Source organism: Chryseobacterium flavum, from assembly GCF_003385595.1.
In the GTDB taxonomy this organism is placed as follows: domain Bacteria; phylum Bacteroidota; class Bacteroidia; order Flavobacteriales; family Weeksellaceae; genus Chryseobacterium; species Chryseobacterium flavum.
Window position 1 is genome coordinate 1 of record NZ_QNUE01000022.1, and the last position, 14,380, is coordinate 14,380.

At 37.1% G+C, this 14,380-nt stretch carries 17 protein-coding genes; 6 read left to right on the plus strand and 11 right to left on the minus strand.

The features are described 5' to 3' along the window. Positions 1–145: 145 nt before the first annotated feature. Positions 146–748: an FMN-dependent NADH-azoreductase gene (locus DRF59_RS18500; protein WP_115963708.1), complete on the minus strand. Its 603-nt coding sequence runs from the start codon at positions 746–748 to the stop codon at positions 146–148. A 114-nt stretch (positions 749–862) separates the two neighbouring features. Here DRF59_RS18500 and DRF59_RS18505 point away from each other — a divergent pair, with 114 nt between their 5' ends. After that, entirely contained in the window at positions 863–1,222 is a 360-nt protein-coding gene (locus DRF59_RS18505; RefSeq protein ID WP_115963710.1) for a winged helix-turn-helix transcriptional regulator, read from the plus strand. A 138-nt stretch (positions 1,223–1,360) separates the two neighbouring features. Then, on the plus strand, positions 1,361–1,957 hold the full coding sequence (locus DRF59_RS18510) for a Crp/Fnr family transcriptional regulator (RefSeq protein ID WP_167456702.1): 597 nt from the start codon (positions 1,361–1,363) through the stop codon (positions 1,955–1,957). A 47-nt stretch (positions 1,958–2,004) separates the two neighbouring features. Here the strand turns inward: DRF59_RS18510 and DRF59_RS18515 are convergent, their stop codons facing one another. From DRF59_RS18515 to DRF59_RS20955, 5 genes are all read right to left on the minus strand, one after another. Then, positions 2,005–2,850, minus strand: coding sequence for a universal stress protein (locus DRF59_RS18515; RefSeq protein WP_115963714.1), 846 nt, complete (start codon positions 2,848–2,850; stop codon positions 2,005–2,007). A gap of 4 nt (positions 2,851–2,854) precedes the next feature. Then, a complete protein-coding gene (locus DRF59_RS18520; protein WP_115963716.1) occupies positions 2,855–3,322 on the minus strand; it encodes a MarR family winged helix-turn-helix transcriptional regulator in 468 nt (155 codons plus the stop codon). A 318-nt stretch (positions 3,323–3,640) separates the two neighbouring features. Beyond that, positions 3,641–4,627 (minus strand): serine hydrolase domain-containing protein, encoded by a 987-nt coding sequence (locus tag DRF59_RS18525; protein WP_241505633.1) that lies wholly within the window; start codon positions 4,625–4,627, stop codon positions 3,641–3,643. A 61-nt stretch (positions 4,628–4,688) separates the two neighbouring features. Beyond that, positions 4,689–4,883, minus strand: a complete 195-nt coding sequence (locus DRF59_RS18530) for a hypothetical protein (RefSeq protein WP_115963720.1) — start codon at positions 4,881–4,883, stop codon at positions 4,689–4,691. A 114-nt stretch (positions 4,884–4,997) separates the two neighbouring features. Further along, entirely contained in the window at positions 4,998–5,165 is a 168-nt protein-coding gene (locus DRF59_RS20955) for a hypothetical protein (protein ID WP_167456703.1), read from the minus strand. Between the two features lie 162 nt (positions 5,166–5,327). On the opposite strand from DRF59_RS20955, the gene DRF59_RS18535 reads away from it, so the two are divergent. Beyond that, positions 5,328–5,681, plus strand: coding sequence for a DUF488 domain-containing protein (locus DRF59_RS18535; RefSeq protein WP_115963722.1), 354 nt, complete (start codon positions 5,328–5,330; stop codon positions 5,679–5,681). 15 nt (positions 5,682–5,696) lie between these two features. On the opposite strand, the gene DRF59_RS18540 is transcribed toward DRF59_RS18535, so the two are convergent. From DRF59_RS18540 to DRF59_RS18555, 4 genes are all read right to left on the minus strand, one after another. Continuing rightward, complete coding sequence (locus DRF59_RS18540; protein WP_241505634.1) at positions 5,697–6,902, minus strand: MFS transporter; 1,206 nt, start codon at positions 6,900–6,902, stop codon at positions 5,697–5,699. Between the two features lie 88 nt (positions 6,903–6,990). Beyond that, complete coding sequence (locus DRF59_RS18545; RefSeq protein ID WP_115963726.1) at positions 6,991–7,905, minus strand: helix-turn-helix domain-containing protein; 915 nt, start codon at positions 7,903–7,905, stop codon at positions 6,991–6,993. A gap of 143 nt (positions 7,906–8,048) precedes the next feature. Then, positions 8,049–8,561, minus strand: a complete 513-nt coding sequence (locus DRF59_RS18550) for a hypothetical protein (RefSeq protein WP_115963728.1) — start codon at positions 8,559–8,561, stop codon at positions 8,049–8,051. Positions 8,562–8,725: 164 nt separating this feature from the next. Then, the gene (locus DRF59_RS18555; RefSeq protein WP_115963730.1) at positions 8,726–10,210 is read right to left on the minus strand and encodes a M1 family aminopeptidase; all 1,485 of its coding nucleotides are present in this window, start codon (positions 10,208–10,210) and stop codon (positions 8,726–8,728) included. A 228-nt stretch (positions 10,211–10,438) separates the two neighbouring features. Here DRF59_RS18555 and DRF59_RS18560 point away from each other — a divergent pair, with 228 nt between their 5' ends. The 3 genes from DRF59_RS18560 (at position 10,439) to DRF59_RS18570 (ending at position 13,674) form a co-directional block, all read left to right on the plus strand. After that, positions 10,439–10,615 carry a histone H1 gene (locus tag DRF59_RS18560; protein ID WP_002978882.1) on the plus strand — a complete coding sequence of 59 codons (177 nt, stop codon included), beginning with the start codon at positions 10,439–10,441 and terminating at the stop codon, positions 10,613–10,615. 152 nt (positions 10,616–10,767) lie between these two features. Beyond that, positions 10,768–11,937 carry a carboxypeptidase-like regulatory domain-containing protein gene (locus tag DRF59_RS18565; RefSeq protein WP_115963733.1) on the plus strand — a complete coding sequence of 390 codons (1,170 nt, stop codon included), beginning with the start codon at positions 10,768–10,770 and terminating at the stop codon, positions 11,935–11,937. Positions 11,938–12,102: 165 nt separating this feature from the next. Next, positions 12,103–13,674 (plus strand): M20/M25/M40 family metallo-hydrolase, encoded by a 1,572-nt coding sequence (locus DRF59_RS18570; protein ID WP_115963797.1) that lies wholly within the window; start codon positions 12,103–12,105, stop codon positions 13,672–13,674. Between the two features lie 70 nt (positions 13,675–13,744). Here DRF59_RS18570 and DRF59_RS18575 read toward each other — a convergent pair whose 3' ends face one another. Further along, complete coding sequence (locus DRF59_RS18575) at positions 13,745–14,380, minus strand: HAD family hydrolase (RefSeq protein WP_115963735.1); 636 nt, start codon at positions 14,378–14,380, stop codon at positions 13,745–13,747.

Here is a 14,380-nt window from a genome sequence, read left to right on the forward strand (position 1 = left end):
CTTAAACTGTAATCCTTCTGGGTACGTTTAATGTACGTGGATGTTAATGTTTCTGCCATAACGATTCTTTTTTGTGTATCGCTATTTCAGGACGAGACAGGATAAAGAATAAAAAAGCTGTCTCATTATGAGGCAGCTTTTTTATTTATTCTACGGAAATACTTTCAATACCTTTCTGTAATGCGGTTTCCTGGATACCCGGTACAGCAAGTCCTTCCGCCCGGACTACTGAGATATCTGTCATTCCCATAAATCCTAGTGTCTGTGTAAGGTAGGGAATTACAAAATCATAAGCCTGCCGTTCACCTTCTGAGTAAACTCCCCCGCTCGAAAAGGCAAGATACACTTTCTTGTTTTTGATCAGACCTTCAGGGCCGTTTTCACTGTAGCGAAAGGTAGCGCCTGCTCTTGCAATATGATCAAGCCAGGATTTCAGCGTAGAGGTTATACCAAAGTTATACAACGGAGCTTCAATCACAATGATATCTGCTTCCTTTAGTTCTGTAATAACCGTATCTGAAAGAACTACAGATTTTAATTGTTCAGGAGTACGGTGTTCAGCAGGAGTAAAAAATGCATGGATTTGTGCTTCTTCCAGGTGTGGGAAAAGGGGGTTCGTTAAATCACGCTTTTTCAATATACTTCCCGGGTATTTTGCTGTAATTTTCTCTACAACTGCATTTCCCAGCTGTTTGCTGACCGATGCTTCGCTTCTTGGACTTGAACTGATATGAAGTATCTGTTTCATTTTTTTATTTTTTTTAATTGGTGCTTCAAAATTATCTATATTTACTAAAAAAAAGATAGCAGTTACTAAAAGGTTAGTAATAACTTTTAGGTTAGTATCCTGAAAATAAGTACAATGAAAGAAGATAAATTAGCTTATTCACAGCCACAGTGTACCACTCATTTATCTGCCACTGAAGATGCTTTATATGTTCTCGGAGGAAGGTGGACCATACGGGTGATGATTGCCATTTTGGGAGGACATACCCGATTCAATGAATTACAGCGGACCATACAGGGAATTTCGGCAAGGGTATTATCCGGTGAGCTGAAAAAACTGGAGATGAATCATCTCGTAGAAAGAACCGTTCTGGCTGACCAGAAGCCGGTGCTGGTAGAATATATACCCACAGATTACAGTAAATCTTTAAAAGATGTTATTGCTGCCCTGGCTGAATGGGGGGCAAACCATAAAAAGAAAATTACAGCTTCATAAAGATATCAGATTTATATCATTTACAGGTGCATGGTTATTGCATTCGCCTGCATCTGTCAAAAGCTGTTTTTGTGGTATTTTATTAGTTGTATCATTTCCCATACTTTAACTATTTTTACTCAAAATTATAATGATAAGATGATCATATGCGAAGACCTGTTATTTTCTCACGGTGCTCAGGTGGAAAAATATAGTGCTGCAGACTATATTTTTGAAGAGGGTACATCCGCCAAATTTTATATGCAGATAAAGTATGGTACCGTAAAGCTGAATACCTTTCTAGAAGATGGAAAAGAATTTGTTCACGGATTTCCTTTTGAAGGTCATTGCATTGGAGAAAGTTATTTGTTTACCGGGCATCATTATGCTGTAAATGCCATAGCTGTTACAAGCTGTGAAATTATCAGGGTACCAAAAAATAAGCTGTTAAATATCTTACTTGAAAAGCCTTCACTGATGTTAGCCCTGAATAAATACACGGCTGACCGGTTGCATTTCAGATATCTGGTTTCCAGTTTTCTGGCTATTTCTGATCCTATGATCAAACTTGAAAAACTATTTGACCACATTAAGAGTTATTTCGGTTATGAAGAAGCATATTCCTTTTTAATTCCCTACACCAGGCAGCAGATCGCTACGTTAACAGGTCTGAGGGTGGAAACGGTCATCAGAAATATAAAAAAAATGCACAAGCATAAACTTGTTAAACTTGACAGTACCAGAATTTATTATTGATCTCGGGATATTGACTGATTTATTTAACCCGATGGCTGGCGTCTGCATTATTTCAATACCAGAACAGGCTGGGCTGTATTTTCATAGATAGCTTCAGAAATACTTTTGCTTGCCAGATAATAAAGGAAACTGTGTCTGCCGGGCAGTGCAATAATGAGATCAGTTTCATGTGAAGAAGCAAAAGACAGGATTCCGCTAATCACATTTTTATCATGTGAATAATGGATCTTGCTTGGAATTTCCGTTAAATGTCGGTGAATATATTCTTCAAGTTTTTCCTTTTTATCTGTACTGACCTTATCATCTTCCCCGGTATTGATATGCAGAAAGGATAAACGAACATCCTGCTTTTCAATAACCGATTTATGGTGAAATAATCTTTCCAGATTTTTTATTTCATTAATATCGCACGGAATAAGTATATTTTTAACCGTATGATAGTGATAGTTATGGGGAACAATTAATGTTTTAACAGGACTGGTTCTTGCAATACTGACAATATTATCTGAAACATAACTGTCATTGCCTGAAGAAGCATCGCTTCCTAAAATAATCAGTTCTATAGAAGGCTGGTTCTTTAAAATCTTATGGATACTCCGTGTAACCGCCCAGTCACTTAATACTTTTGAAACTTTAATTTCCGGGGATTTTTCAGTGATGCTGCTGCTTAGCTGATCCAGTAATAATTCTGTTCTCTCCAGAAGCTTGTTGACACTTTCTTCATTTACAAATGAATGACCTTCAGCAATATGGAGGAAGTCAAATTCTGATTCTCCGGCGGTTTTTAAAAGAATAATATGCTGATATTCATATTTGCCGGCCCATTCCACGGCAAATTTCACTGCATTTTCCGTTGTGGGAGTGAAGTCAACAGGTACAAGAATTGTTTTCATATTGCTATATTTTTAAATCCTGTTCATTAAGGTTTGCTGTCATTTTTTTTACCAGATGAAGTGCTTTCCGGATTTCTTCCTCAGAAAGATCGTCAGCTGCTTTTTCATAGAGTTCCAATGCCCACGGGTAAATGGTTTTTACCACCTGATTCCCTTTGGTAGTTAGAAAGATCTGTTTATTTCTCCGGTCATTTTCATTGGCTGTTCTTTCAACCAGCTCCCGCTTTACAAGGCTGTTAATAAGATAGGTAATACTGGATTTATCTTTGCTTATCGTATTACTGATTTCCTGTTGGTTAATACCGTTGTTACGGGATAAGAGACCCAAAATTTCAACCAGTTCGAAAGAAAGATCCGGATCATATTCATTAATTTTAGCCTGGATTTTTTGCCGTAAAGAAGTTTTCATTTCGTTCATTGCCAGACCTAATTCCAAAGCCAGTTCTGAAATATTATTTTTCCTTTTAGACATTTTATAAAATTATATCCGTAAACTACGACCTGCAAAAGGCCCTGTACTCTACACAAATATACGAAAAATTAGTTTTAATTAAAACTAATTTTTAGAAAAAAACAACTGAATGCGCTTGATAATTCTGGTGTTTCAATAAAAGTACAACTCTCAGTAGAAATGAAGACAGACTTTCCGGGATACTCAAAACATCAGGGAATGAAAAATAGAAATACACTGCAGCAGTTACAGTTTGCCTGAGTGTTACAAGATGAGTCTGTCCGACCTGTTGAAAAAGATAAAAAAAGAACTGTCAATGTAAACAGGATATGGAAGGGGTTATTTTCCGGCAATGCTTTCCAATACAACATTTTTAATAGCAGCTTCTTTGTAGCTCCAGTATTCCCTGTTTTCCGGCATCTGATTTTCAAGAATGATCAGACTGGTATCAACGGTAGGGAAATACACATTAAGACAGGTAAAACCATCTCCTAATCCGGTAACTCCAAAATAATCCAGGCCTTTCTCCTTAATAATCCGGACATTGTACCCAAATCCCGTTTTATCCTTTCCGAAAACATTATGCTGGGATTGTGCAGAAGCAGTCAGCATAGCTTTCTGAAACCGGGGAGACAGTAGTTTTCCTTTATACAGGGCCTGATTCCATTTTGCCAGATCTTCAGCAGTGGAAATAATTCCTGCAGCAGATAGTATAGAGTCGTCTAAGAACGAATCTTCCACTTTTGTAAAATGGTTTTCATTATTCATAAAACCGCAAACCAAGGCCTGATTATTTTGTTTGCTGTAACAGAAGGTTCTTTCCATTTTCAGCTTTTTAAAAAGGTTGCCGGCAAGTTCTGAAAAGCTTTTTCCGCTTGTATTCTGAAGAATTTTTCCCAGCAGTATGTAAGAAAGATTTCCATATTTGAAGTCTGATCCGGGTTTGAAAAGCAATGGCTTTTTCAAATCTGTAATACCGTGGGTATGGTTAAGCAGATAATGAATGGTAACCGTATCTGCCCAGGGTTGTGTCAATTCAGGGAGGTAGTTCCTGACAGGAGTCTGTAGATCCAGATTTCCCTTTTCTGCTTCCTGGAGGATCAAAACAGCAGTTATTTGTTTTGAATTGGACATAATTTCGAACTGATCATTGACTTTCAAAGGTATTTTGTGTTCAAAATCTTTATAGCCGTTTGCTTTTATATACTTTGTTTTTCCTCCCTGGGATATCAGGATGACTCCATTGAATGAAACCGGAGAAGATGCCGCTGCAATACTGTCTATCTTCTTTATATATGGATCAGCAGATTGCGCATTGATGATCATGGGGCACAGGACTGATATAACGGATAAAAAAAATGTTTTGAAAATCATGTTTCTGAGTGGATTAGTTTTTTATATATTCATAAATTTTCTGGGTCATAAATTTTCTTTCTTCATCATTGGCATCATTATCCATATTATTGTGATTAATACCAGTAATTTCCGCAGTGATTTCGTATTCCTTTTTTTCTTCGTCAGCAGGAAGATCGTTGGAACGAAGCGTGTAAATATGGGGTGTTTTTGTTCTGGGAAGTGGCATTATGCGATTATATGCTAATTTAATTAAAAAATAGGAAGGGCATTATATATTTATTGTATAAAACAAGAAATCCCCGGCAAAATCTGTCGGGGATCGTTTTTCTGCTATATGTCTTTATTTGTATTGTCCGGGTGCATAGTGTTTAGCTGATTTGGAACCTGTTACTTTTTTTACCTGCCCTGGAGGAAGTCCATGATTTCCGTTGGGTTTCAATCTCGGGGCACAAGAAATAACAAAGGATCCGAGGAGAACAATAAGGCCTAATTTTTTTATTGTATTCATAATGTATTTTTATAGTAATCAATAAAAAAGCATGCCAAACTGATCTGATAAAATAGTGTAAGGAATATATTCATTGTTTAAAGGATTTACCTCAATAGCCGGTCTTTTTTGAAGGAATGAATTTTGCAGTCATCATCACAATGATGTAAAATAATAGGTATCATGTCTGAAATAGCATTAAAACGAGTTTATGAATCTCCTTCTCCGGACGATGGATATCGTGTACTGGTGGACCGGCTGTGGCCAAGAGGACTTTCTAAGGAACATGCTGATATCAATGAATGGAATAAAGAACTTGCTCCGTCTGCTGAGCTCAGAAAATGGTTTCATCATGATCCCCGGTTATGGGATGAATTTTCTGAAAAGTATATGGAAGAACTTCAGGATGCCAGTCCGGGTAAAGATTTTCTTAAACGTCTTAAAGATCAGGAGAAAATTACATTGGTGTATGCTGCAAAAGATGAAGAGCATTGCCATCCTGTTATTTTAAAAAAATATCTGGAAAGCCTTATGTAATATAAAAAGCAGAGATTAACCCTCTGCTTTTTCTTTTTTGACAGCCTGATGCATAAGGAGAATGATTCCGAAAAGGATAAAAGCAATAATCAGATAACGCCAGGCAAGTCCTTTTTGCTCTGTTACGGTTCCGGTTACCGAAATAATAAAACTGGTAACTGAGGTGATCACATATACCAGACCTCCCATCAACCCTCCGGCTGTTCCTGCATTTTTAGGGAAATACAACATACTGGTTGTAAAGAAGGAGGTGAATAAAATCCCGGAGCAGATATGAATAAAAAATGCAAAAGGAACCATAATAAACAGGCTTTCTTCAAAACTGCTGGTGATAATCAATGCTGTAATAAGGATAAGCTGCAGTAAAATGGGTTGTAGGATACGCGATTTAAATCCTAATGTCAGTCTGCGTTTCCCGATAAATCCACCGATCATCCATGAGAACCCTAAAATCAATGTACAGTATCCGATGACTACAGGGGTAAAGTGAAACGTATTTTCAATAATAAAAGGCCCGGTGATGTTAAATACCATAACAATAGAGTAGCTTAACCCTAAAATAAAGATGCCCAGCATAAAAATCCTGTTTTTTAGCATCATTTTGTACAAACTGATATTTTCTGCCAGATCCAGTTTTTTCTTTTCAGGAAGGCTCTCCCCACTGAAAAACCATTCAAATAAAAACAGGAATCCCGCATAGAAGGCCAGGAAATAAAAATTCGCATGCCAGTTAAAAAGTTTTTCAAGATACCCTCCAAGAAAGGGAGCAAGAATAGGCCCGCAGGACCATACAATGGTAAAATAACTCAGATAATGCTTTACCCGCTCTGCGTCGTAAATATCCACAAATATAGCACGTGTAGCCACAACTAGCACCGATACGGCAGCGCCCTGAAGTATACGGAGCAGGCAGATCAGGAAGATGCTGCTGGTCATGGTAATCAAAATACTGCTGATTACCAATAAGAATAAAGCTACTAATTTAGGGCGGTAACGTCCTATACTGTCCAGGATTCCGCCTACAAACAGCTGGGATATACCATAACTTAATAAATAGGACGTTAAAGTGATCTGGATATCTTTTTCGGAGACCGTCATTTCCTTAGCCATAGAAGGGAATGATGGTAAATAAATATCTGTGACAAATCCCGAAAGGGGGATAGACACAAAGGCCATAATGGTTATTAATCTGATACGCTGTTCAGATGCTTCTCTCAACATATTCATTCTTTTTTTACCATACAAAAATAAGCCACGAGATGCAGAAATGAATTTTAAAAGACAAAGTAAAAATTACAAAATTCAAATATTAAACTGAGTTTTTAAATTTCAATGGAGAGGTTTGCGCGTGCTTCTTAAAGAAATTATTAAAGTGAGACGGCTGCTCAAATCCTAACGTATATCCTATTTCTGCAATATCCCAGTTGGTATACTTCAGGAGATTTTTAGATTCCTCAAACATTTTATCCTTAATGATCTGTGTGGTTGTAAGGTTGGTAACGGACTTTACTGAAGAGTTTAAATGATTGACATGTACATTAAGATGATTTGCAAAATCGGATGGTGTTTTCAGGGACAGAGGATAAGCCGGTGAATCTAATGGAAACTGTTTGTTAAGCAACTCATCAAATAAACGATACAGGCGGACGTTGGCAGGCAGCTCATCAAGGTTAATATCTTCTACACGGTTCTCCAGTGCCAGGTGAAGGATAGAAGCCAGATGACTTTTGATGCTGTTACAGCGGAACGGATACGTTGAATTGTTCATTTTGTAGATCTGGTCAAAATAAAGTGTTGCCAGCCGGGTCTGTTCTTCCGTTAAAAAAACAACCGGCTTGCTCCATTCCTTAAACAGGGAGGTCTTTTTAAACAAATTGAATTCTGTGTTTCCATTAAAAAATTCCTGATTAAACAGGCAGAAATAGCCATCCTGTAAATCACTTTCACATTCCCAGGAGTATGGAATACTTGGAGAAGGAAAAAACAACGCAGGACGATCTATATATAACTGATGGGAACCATAGTGGATGGTCCCTTTTCCAATAATGAAACTGATCTTATAATAATCACGGCGGTTATAAGGACTTTTAAAACTGCAATATTTCCTCATTGAAATATTAAAGTGTGATTTGCCTGTTTCAAATTCTTCAGAATCAAACATTTTGATCCGGTTATTCCGGATACGTCTGTAATAATCCTCGATGGTTTCTAGCTGATCACTCATAGTGCTTAAATTATAAAAATCAAAGATACGTAAACCAATATTAATTAAAAGTTATTGTCAGTAAGATGATCAGTATAGCTTCAATAGTTTTCTTCGATCACTTATCGGTTTTGAATGTTCCGGGATTAAAAAGCTGTTAGAAACTAATTCTTACCGGTTTCCATTTTCAGGATTTGTGACGGAAGCCGGAACGGTCCCGCGTGAGCTTCTGCAACTGATGTAAATCCCAGTTCTTTTAAAAATGCCAGCAGTGGATCATGGGACAGCATATTGATCCATATTTCATCAGTAAAATTTATGGCAGATCTGCACTTTTTCCATAGTGAGAGCCTTAGTTCGGGTGAATCAAATTCCGGAAGGATTACAAAGCTGATTTCTGTAGCTCTTTTTCCGTCAGCTATTCCAGGATATACGGAACCACTTTTGATAATGCTGTATCCTGCAGGACTTTGATCCGCGTAAGTCATAATCAGCTGATTGGAAAGATCGTTCAGTTCATTGATCATCTTTCTCGGATCTATCCCGTTTTTATAGGATTTAATATCTTCCTCTGAAACAAATGTTTTGTACAGGTTATCAGCTGAAGAATCGATAATCGTTATAAGATCAGAAATTCCCTTTTCAGAACCTATGGTAAATTTTGAAATGATCTCCATGACTTTTTTTATTCAAAATTAGAAGATTAATTTATTTAATAAGGATACAATCTGTTAAAATATTAGCGGTACAGATGTTTATTCTGTACAATTACCAGTACCGGTTCAGGTATTCTTATGAAGCTTAGTTACGGAAAATGATGAGTACAGATTTTTTTGATTTTTCAAGGCAATGCATATTTTATGGTCTTCTGTGGGTTGATTTTCAGCTGTGGAATCCCGTCGCTGTTGTTAAATTCAAAACCATCAATCCATTTTTCTTGGGTAAGATCAAAATCTTCACCAGAGATCACGTATTTCTGGAAGAAGTATGAAATATCTTTCTCCAGATATTTTTCAACGAAACTGAGGAAAAGTTCGTCTGTGAATTTTACTTTTTTATCAGTACAGGTTTTTAGCAGGTCTCTCATCAGGTCATCCAGAGATGCTTTACTGTTTGTTTTAAGAATGATCTGATTATCCAGCCAGAAGGCAAAGATAGCCCCCCGTCTATAGGGAACTTTTTCTACCTGACGGCTTTTCCAGAAGTCATCTTTTATCCTGTAATTGGGGATATTTCTTTTAGGATTTTTCCAATGGGCCTCAAGGACCTCACTGTTAAATAGTTTGGCCCATTCGTCCAGCGAAATATCTTTGATCCTAAGTCTGTTTTTATAGGTGTAATAATCTGTAAAACCTTCGCTGAACCAATATTGTAATTCTTCACTCTTATTCCGGATGGTGCTTCCTATCCATTCATGCATCAGCTCATGATGAAGAAGATATAGATAAGTGTTTTTATCATTAAAAGGATTATTGGTTCCCTGAATGATAAAAGCATTTTTGATGGCTGATCCCGTTGAGCTATAGCCTTTAAAGAGGCTGTCTTTTTGGGATACTGTGGGCGTCATTAATACGGTAAAATAATCCTTATCATAATCTTTCCAGAAATCTCTTTGGGACTGTACAGCCTTTTTTAAATTTGAAAATAGGAAGTTATCGGAGAGGCCGTTGTTCCATTGGTCCCTTATAGCGAAATAAACAGGTTTTTTATGAATGGTAAAACTGTATATTCTGTAATCTCCAGCGGCGAACAGAGAATTATAAAATCCTTCCCATAACGTTGCTTTTATTTTTTGCTTCTGACTTCGGGTAGCAAAACTATTATGAATTTTAAAATCTGGTGGGAAATTGATCCACTCAATATAAAATTCAAATTCCTTATTGTCCGGCATTTGGGTAAAAGATTGTGGAATTATGAACAGGTTCTTACCTAAAACGTGAAAGAATTTGTTATTGACTCTTGGGCGGTTGAATACCTTATAGTCTGGATCTTTAAAATCCTGCTTTATTCTGTATGTGAATGAAATTTTTTTATTTTTGGTCTTACGGATACTTATCTTATTATCTGACGGCAGCATTGTAAAACTGATTCCGGGATTATCTTCCTTTGAAATTGCCAGACTTCTGAAAAGATTGTTTTCGCCCCAGTTTTCATTGGCATAATAAAAAGACAGGGTGTCTGAAGGCTTTTTAAGAGTATAGTCTACCTGGACTTTTATACCATTTTGTCCAAAATGGTCGTCATAATAGACTTTATAACTGATTTTATCCTGTGCACGCATATACAAGGGTAAAATGAATAAGAACAGTAATAATTTTTTGATCATGGCTGATTGTTTTTCCAAATATAAATTAAATAATAAATAAATTTAATTTTTTGAGTTTCTACCATCCTCCGGAGGCTGTTCAAGGGCAGTTTAAGGTTATCGAAGAGGAAAAAATGGCTGTTATGGACAAAAAAAAGAAAATTTTGATCATTTATCTTAAACTTTTTTCATTGCAGTTAGGCTGGAATCACCATAAAACCTATATTTGCAGCCTAAATTTTTAAATAAATGAAAGAACTAATTGAAAAAATCAACGCGGAATTTGAAGCGTTCACTACTGAGGCAAACCAACAAGCGGAAAAAGGTAACAAGGCAGCTGGAACAAGAGCTCGTAAAGCAGCTTTAGAACTAAGCAAACTGTTCAAGGAATTCAGAAAAGTTTCTGTAGAAGAAGCTAAAAAATAATTCACCTTTAACCGGCTTTCGGAGCCGGTTTTTTTATGCCCTTTCGGAAACTGTTTTACTAAACCGTTAATGGTGATTAATTTTACATTAATCCGTTAAAATTGTTCATATAATTTGTATTTTAGGAGTGTCAAAGCACAGGTCAGATTATTATGAAATCGTATTATTTATTGTTTATTATATTTTTTGGACTTTTACCGGCACAAAAACTCAGGATCGTAGATTCAGAAAATGGAAATCCGGTTTCCAATGCGAGAGTTCTTCTTACCGGACAGATTGTTTATACCAATGAAGATGGTTTTGCTCCCGTAGATCAGAATGCTGCAGATTTTAGTATTTCAGCTTCCGGTTTCCAGAGTGTCAGGGTCCGGAAATTTCAACCTCAGATATCCCTGAAACGGACCTATAAAAATATTGATGAGGTAAAGCTGGCCAGTGTGGATATCCGGAGTATTTTTGAGGATGTCAATAAGCATTATAAGAAAAGATATTATAATGAACCATCTCTTTATAATGTTGTTTATAAAGAAAAACGAAGTGACAACAATAAACTTTACTTTCTGGCGATCGCAGAAACAAAACTTTGGAGCAGGGGCAATTACTACAATTATAAAGACGGTTTCCATAAAGACTATGACAAGATTCTTCAGATGCAGCTGAATAATGTAAAGTATCTTAAAAATGTAAAGTCAGACAGCGTTTTTACAGCAGGAACCAGTGAATTTTCCCATGAGTATATGGGGAATTATTTCTTTAATTTTGAGCTGAACCGGGTGTTGTTTCATATAAAAGACAAAGGTTCAAAATCTTCCGGATGGATGTATTTTGAAGAAGGAGATGAACAACTTGTCTCTTTTAAGATCAGGTCTGGAAAGGGGATAGAGATGGAAGGAGAATTCAGGTATAACAAAGCGGATAAAGTGATTACCTATTTTGAGATTCATTACTTACAGGATCATTATCCGATGATGAAACGGAAGACCGCAGAGGGAGAAGAGTATGATTATCAGCTTGGAAATGCAGTTCTTGTTTTTGATTTTTACAAAAATAACGGAGTTTATGTACCTGCATTGAGCAGGCTTGAAGGAAATAAATATGTGGCTTATTATAAAGGCGTAAAGCATGAAAGAAAAATCAGCAGGGAGCTGATTTATAATACTTTTAAAGAATCAGACGACAAAGGACTCAGTCCTAAAGTAGACTTCCGTAAAAATATCTGGGATAATATTCCGATCAGAGAAAATAAAAATAATACCATCCTGCTTTCTGATGATGAGCAGGCGTTTGTCAACAGAAGATTGCCGGATTTTGGATCGAAGTAAAAAGGAAATATTTAAATAAAATTGATTTTAGAGGCAGGAGCTGTATCTTTAAAAATGGAATTCATGTAAAAAAGTCTTTAAATGTTAGTGTTTAAAGGCTTTTTTACTTTTAAAGCTTTACTGTTTCCACAATTTCTGTTATCTTTAAACCAATCAATATATACTATGAGGATAAATAGATTTTTTGCGGTACCGGCTGTTGTGCTGGCCGCTCAGTTTTCATGGGCTCAGATTAAGGTAGATCCGAATGAAAAACTAGACCCTGTCGTAAAAAGTTTTGTAGATGAAGTAAACAGTAATTCCCAGCTTGAAAATATGGCTTATGAGCTGTTGGACGGGATAGGGCCACGTCTTGTGGGGACTCCTGAAATGCTTGCTGCCAATGAATGGAGTGCAGATAAACTTCGCTCATGGGGAGTAGAGGCTAATCTTCAGCAGTTCGGAACATGGAAGGGGTGGCAGAGAGGAACTACGCATGTTGATATGGTTCATCCACGTGTAAAGTCACTATCAGCAACCCAGCTGGCATGGAGTCCTGCTACAAAAAAAGCAGTGGAGGCAGAAGTGGTGATTCTTCCTAAAGTGTCTTCCAAAGCAGATTTCGATAAATGGCTTCCTGCAGTGAAAGGAAAAGTTGTACTGATGGCACAATACCAGAAGATCGGACGTTCTGACGAGCAGATCAAGGAGTTTGCAACACCGGAACTCTACGAAAAACTGAAAGCTGAAAAAGAAAAGGCTGCTAAAGATTTCACCGCATACGTCAAAAATATAGGGTATGATAATAATACGTTGCCGGAAGCTTTAGAAAAAGCAGGAGCTGCTGGAATTGCCATTTCAAACTGGACCGGAATCATGGGAGCAAACAGAATCTTCGGTGCCAAAACATCAAAAATTCCAATGATTGATATTGATGTGGAAGATTATGGAATGCTTTACAGAATGGCAGAAAAAGGGGCGAAGCCAAAAATTAAGATCGATGCCCAGTCCAAAATACTTCCTGAGGCCAAAAGTTTTAATACGATCGGAATGATCAAAGGAAAGGAAAAACCTGATGAATATGTGATCCTTTCTGCTCATCTTGATTCATGGGACGGAGCGCAGGGAGCAACAGATAATGGAACAGGAACACTTACAATGCTTGAAGCAATAAGGCTTCTTAAAAAATACTATCCCAACAATAAGAGAACAATTGTTATCGGACTGTGGGGAAGTGAGGAACAAGGCTTAAACGGCTCAAGAGGTTTTGTGGCTGATAATCCGCAAATTATCAAAGGAGTACAGGCGGCATTTAACCAGGATAACGGAACGGGACGTGTGGTGAATATCAGCGGACAGGGATTCGTAAAAGCATATGATTATGTAGGAAGATGGCTTGAAGGAGTTCCGAAATCAGTAAGAGGACATATTAAAACTGATTTTCCGGGAATGCCGGGAGGTGGCGGATCTGACCATGCTTCATTTGTAGCAGCAGGAGTACCGGGAATTTCTCTGGGATCTTTAAACTGGGGATATTTTGGATATACATGGCATACTACGAAAGATACCTATGATAAAATCGTTTTTGATGAGGTAAAAAATAATGTGGTATTAACGGCTGCACTGGCATACATGGCCTCTGAAGATCCGGAACTGGCAAGCAGGGAGAAGAGAGTGATGCCAAAGGATGATAAAGGGGAAACAGTGAAATGGCCGGAAGTAAAAGAACCGAAAAGAAGCTCCGCGGAGTATAAATAAATTAAATGATCATGATCAATATAAAAAGCTGTCTCTATGGACAGCTTTTATATTTTTAGCCCATATTATACTATTTTAAGAATAGTTGCTCAAGGTCCGGAAATTTTGAGATCCTTACTACTTCTTCAGAGGTATCCAGATGCCCAAAACCGTATTCACAGAAAATAAAAGGCAGGTTATTTAAGGATGAAGAATAGTAATCCAGCTGAGTATCTCCTATATAAACTGAATTCTCAGGAATAAGATGGTTCCTTTCCATAATAAGCCGGATGTTTTCTGATTTTGGCTTTTCAGTTCTTCCGTAATACTCAAAATCTTTAAATAAGGTATCGAGCTGGTAATATTCCAGAAACGCTTCAATATACCCTTTTTGACAGTTGCTTACGATAAAGAGGAGATGGTTTTCCCCTAGTTTTCTCAATGTATTTTCTACTCCTTTATATAAAACTCCACCTTCTGTTCGCAATATGTTTTCTTCGCGGTCCACAATTTCTGCAAGAATTTTCCGGATCTGCTGATCAGTAATTCCCGGCGAAATACTCCTGAGGATATCATCTGCCAACAGTCCCATATACTGGTTCATATCATCAGGAAGCAATTCTTTCGGTATCAGTTGATGACGGTTTAAAACCTCATTCCATATTTTAATGATCGTTGCTCTGGAATCCCATAAGGTACCATCCAGATCAAAAATTAAATTCTTCAT

Excerpts from the sequence above, each read along its gene's own strand:
- DRF59_RS18540 (WP_241505634.1), bottom strand. The coding sequence starts at position 6,902 with ATGTTGAGAGAAGCATCTGAACAGCGTATCAGATTAATAACCATTATG.
- DRF59_RS18520 (WP_115963716.1), bottom strand. The coding sequence starts at position 3,322 with ATGTCTAAAAGGAAAAATAATATTTCAGAACTGGCTTTGGAATTAGGT.
- DRF59_RS18550 (WP_115963728.1), bottom strand. The coding sequence starts at position 8,561 with ATGGAGATCATTTCAAAATTTACCATAGGTTCTGAAAAGGGAATTTCT.
- DRF59_RS20955 (WP_167456703.1), bottom strand. The coding sequence starts at position 5,165 with ATGAATACAATAAAAAAATTAGGCCTTATTGTTCTCCTCGGATCCTTT.
- DRF59_RS18560 (WP_002978882.1), top strand. The coding sequence starts at position 10,439 with ATGAAAGAACTAATTGAAAAAATCAACGCGGAATTTGAAGCGTTCACT.
- DRF59_RS18530 (WP_115963720.1), bottom strand. The coding sequence starts at position 4,883 with ATGCCACTTCCCAGAACAAAAACACCCCATATTTACACGCTTCGTTCC.
- DRF59_RS18505 (WP_115963710.1), top strand. The coding sequence starts at position 863 with ATGAAAGAAGATAAATTAGCTTATTCACAGCCACAGTGTACCACTCAT.
- DRF59_RS18515 (WP_115963714.1), bottom strand. The coding sequence starts at position 2,850 with ATGAAAACAATTCTTGTACCTGTTGACTTCACTCCCACAACGGAAAAT.
- DRF59_RS18545 (WP_115963726.1), bottom strand. The coding sequence starts at position 7,905 with ATGAGTGATCAGCTAGAAACCATCGAGGATTATTACAGACGTATCCGG.
- DRF59_RS18525 (WP_241505633.1), bottom strand. The coding sequence starts at position 4,627 with ATGATCATCAATGCGCAATCTGCTGATCCATATATAAAGAAGATAGAC.
- DRF59_RS18500 (WP_115963708.1), bottom strand. The coding sequence starts at position 748 with ATGAAACAGATACTTCATATCAGTTCAAGTCCAAGAAGCGAAGCATCG.
- DRF59_RS18570 (WP_115963797.1), top strand. The coding sequence starts at position 12,103 with ATGAGGATAAATAGATTTTTTGCGGTACCGGCTGTTGTGCTGGCCGCT.
- DRF59_RS18565 (WP_115963733.1), top strand. The coding sequence starts at position 10,768 with ATGAAATCGTATTATTTATTGTTTATTATATTTTTTGGACTTTTACCG.
- DRF59_RS18510 (WP_167456702.1), top strand. The coding sequence starts at position 1,361 with ATGATCATATGCGAAGACCTGTTATTTTCTCACGGTGCTCAGGTGGAA.
- DRF59_RS18575 (WP_115963735.1), bottom strand. The coding sequence starts at position 14,380 with ATGAAGAATTTAATTTTTGATCTGGATGGTACCTTATGGGATTCCAGA.
- DRF59_RS18535 (WP_115963722.1), top strand. The coding sequence starts at position 5,328 with ATGTCTGAAATAGCATTAAAACGAGTTTATGAATCTCCTTCTCCGGAC.
- DRF59_RS18555 (WP_115963730.1), bottom strand. The coding sequence starts at position 10,210 with ATGATCAAAAAATTATTACTGTTCTTATTCATTTTACCCTTGTATATG.